This is a genomic window from Spartinivicinus poritis, from assembly GCF_028858535.1.
GTDB classification, from domain to species: Bacteria; Pseudomonadota; Gammaproteobacteria; order Pseudomonadales; family Zooshikellaceae; genus Spartinivicinus; species Spartinivicinus poritis.
Genome location: NZ_JAPMOU010000130.1, coordinates 1 through 2,791, shown reverse-complemented (window position 1 = coordinate 2,791; position 2,791 = coordinate 1). Strand labels below are relative to the sequence as shown.

Genomic DNA, 2,791 nt, shown 5'->3' with positions numbered 1-2,791 from the left:
GGAGCCATGCCTGTAGTCCAGCCCTTTAAGTCTTCCTCATCCTGCTAGTCAAGCATTAAAAACTTCGGAATCGAGTAGCAGTGTTTAGTCAGTCACTTAGCTTTCTATCTAGGTTGCTATTTAGCCAGTCTCTGTTAGCTCTTCCAGCCATAACCAGAACTGTTCATAATTTTATTTATTTTTGTTTCCTCCGGAAAGACGAAATATTTGGACATTGCTACACAGCTATAGGTGTACAAAACTTGTGCTGTCGGTGGGTTTTTGTTAGTGTTGGCCCGCCTTGAACTGGCCATAACAGTGAGGGGCAGTGCTAGGAGTGCTGAGCCTCCTAGCTTAATCAGTATCTAGTGTAAATTGGGCTGGTATCTTACATCAAAACGCTCAGCTAAATTGGCAAGACGCTTATCTAGTGTCCATAATTTAGCACCTGGTGTGATCAGTGTTGATGCCAGTAATGCTGTATCTACCAATCCACACCCTAACCCATACAACTTTTCACGCTCGATAAACTCCATTACTTCGTCCAAGCTAGCTTGATTGGCTGGTTGTAAAAGTCCAATGTCGTTGAGTGTTTGAGCACGGGGGGCTGGAGGTGTGCCACAAGCAAGCTCCACTAAAACCATAGGGTGAGTCAGTGCTAGGTCAATCTGAATAAGATTAACCAAGGCATTGTTTCGGTTTCTAAAGTGATCTACCCATACAGAAGTATCAACAAGCACGCTCATTATTCAGTACCACGGCGTTGTATATCCTGCATTTCAGGTGCTGCACCACCCAAGGCTGCAAGACGTTTGGCTGCTTGAACTCTTACAAATGTTTTAATAGCTTCTCGGAAAAGCTCTGACTTATCCATATTAGGGTCAGCCATCTCCAGAGCTTTTTCATATAGGGCATCATCAATAGTGACAGTAGTACGCATGGTTAGCTCCTGAATCAATATTGATGTAATTATGAATCAAATACATCATCAAGGCAAGATGGGTTCAGTAAACGTGACTCCGTATCGTTTACTACTATGCAGCCCGATAAAACAACTTAGTCTCTGCATCCTGTACAACAAGCCCGTCTCTCACTAACCAACGATAATACTTATAGAGCGGCTCTTTCAAAGCTCTAACGACTAACCAGTCACCCAACTGATTCACATCAAATAATAAACCCAAAAATAAGCCTACTATTTCTTTGAACAAGGATAGAACTACAGGAGTAGTATTTTATGTTTAAAAAAATCGCTCTACTTATATTTATAGGACTATTATTCTCAAACTACGCCAGTGCGGGACGTATATGCTCTAAGTATGATAATGCTAAATGTACAAAAAACTATTGGAGATCACCTGCTCGCTTCAGTGACGAAAACCTTAAAACAAACATCCAATTACTACCCAGCAGCCTAGCTAAACTCACTCAAATAAAAGGTGTTTCTTATACCTTTGAACCCACAAATACCGAAGAATATGGCGTCATAGCCCAAGACATACAGCAAGTCTTTCCTGAACTAGTCACTACGCATGAAAGCGGTTATCTACAAGTAAATTACACAGGCTTAATTCCTGTTCTAGTTGAAGCAGTAAAAGAACTTAAACAGGAAGTTGAAGACTTAAAAAGAGAGCGTGAAATATAGCTGATATAAGAGTAGGAGTGCTGGAACTCCTATTCTCATAATTAGTGAACCATTGCTCATTTTTGCACTGCTTTACAATTCTATGACTATTTAGATTTCATCCTCTGGTTAAATACCATCCATTACTTTCCAAAGGCTTGGGTGTTATATCCAAAATATGCATGTCACTAGTGTAGTAAACTATAAGGTGTAATGAATGAAAAAAATGGTGTCAGCTGTTGCTATCTCTGCTGTTATAGTAGCGCCGGTTTTTGCACAAGATAATATAAATCCATTTGCTGACGAAAAAAGTGGATTTTATTTAGGCTTCGGATTAGGTGCTGCTGATTTAGGTGGTGCTTATGAAAAATCTATAGATAATACTTTCGATGACTTCAGAAGAAGAGGGGGAGTAACTGGAGAAATTGAAGCAGAATATACTGAAAGAACAGGTGTAGGCAATATATTTGGAGGATATCGCATAAATCGTTATCTTGCAGTTGAGGCAGACTACCTTAGACTAGGCCACACTTATGCTGATTATAAGAAATCTGGTATTGTCTTTTCTGAGGTTGAGAATGAAATCAGTGGTTATGGGTTAAAGGCCATAGGCATATATCCAATTAATAATCAATTTGAGCTTAAAGCATCTGCTGGATTGTTAAAATGGGAAGTAAAGGAAGAGATTGAGAACCGTGGATTTGCGAAGAAAAAATCTACAGAAAAAGGTTCTAGTTTAAGAGTAGGGCTAGGCGCTAACTACAACATTACCGATCATTTTACTGTTGGCTTGAACTGGGAACGTATCAACGGTATTGGTGATAAAAAATCAGATTTTGGTGAAAATGATATTGATACATATACAGCCTCTTTACAATATAATTTCTAAGTTTACCTAGAAATATTTACAATAAAAAAGTCACCAAAATGTGGCTTTTTTATTGCTCAAAATCCAGACAAAACAAACCTGTCGTTCTGTCCAGAGCATACAAAAGCTATCGTTTAATTTTGGGGTGGGGTTTAGTGTATTACCGGCTTTGTGCCTTGCGCTATAGCCATTGAATGGCCTGGCTTTCTCATTTCGCTATCACAATAATCAAGAACCTCGTTAACTATACCAGTCGCGAATCATTTCTAGGTTCAATAATACAGCATCATGTGTATAATCCACTGTTATGAGAGGATTTG

At 39.1% G+C, this 2,791-nt stretch carries 5 protein-coding genes; 2 read left to right on the top strand and 3 right to left on the bottom strand.

What is annotated here, in order from left to right; genetic code table 11:
- Positions 1-344: 344 nt before the first annotated feature.
- From ORQ98_RS29230 to ORQ98_RS29220, 3 genes are all read right to left on the bottom strand, one after another.
- Positions 345-725 (bottom strand): type II toxin-antitoxin system VapC family toxin, encoded by a 381-nt coding sequence (locus ORQ98_RS29230; RefSeq protein WP_274692354.1) that lies wholly within the window; start codon positions 723-725, stop codon positions 345-347.
- A complete protein-coding gene (locus ORQ98_RS29225) occupies positions 725-919 on the bottom strand; it encodes a type II toxin-antitoxin system VapB family antitoxin (protein ID WP_274692353.1) in 195 nt (64 codons plus the stop codon). Before ORQ98_RS29225 ends, ORQ98_RS29230 begins: the two co-directional genes overlap by 1 nt.
- Before the next feature lie 94 nt (positions 920-1,013).
- On the bottom strand, positions 1,014-1,190 hold the full coding sequence (locus ORQ98_RS29220) for a hypothetical protein (RefSeq protein WP_274692352.1): 177 nt from the start codon (positions 1,188-1,190) through the stop codon (positions 1,014-1,016).
- A gap of 26 nt (positions 1,191-1,216) precedes the next feature.
- Between ORQ98_RS29220 and ORQ98_RS29215 the strand changes: the two genes are divergently transcribed.
- Both ORQ98_RS29215 and ORQ98_RS29210 read left to right on the top strand, forming a co-directional pair.
- Positions 1,217-1,624, top strand: a complete 408-nt coding sequence (locus ORQ98_RS29215) for a tail fiber domain-containing protein (RefSeq protein WP_274692351.1) — start codon at positions 1,217-1,219, stop codon at positions 1,622-1,624.
- A gap of 196 nt (positions 1,625-1,820) precedes the next feature.
- Positions 1,821-2,492, top strand: a complete 672-nt coding sequence (locus tag ORQ98_RS29210) for an outer membrane beta-barrel protein (protein ID WP_274692350.1) — start codon at positions 1,821-1,823, stop codon at positions 2,490-2,492.
- Positions 2,493-2,791 lie beyond the last annotated feature (299 nt).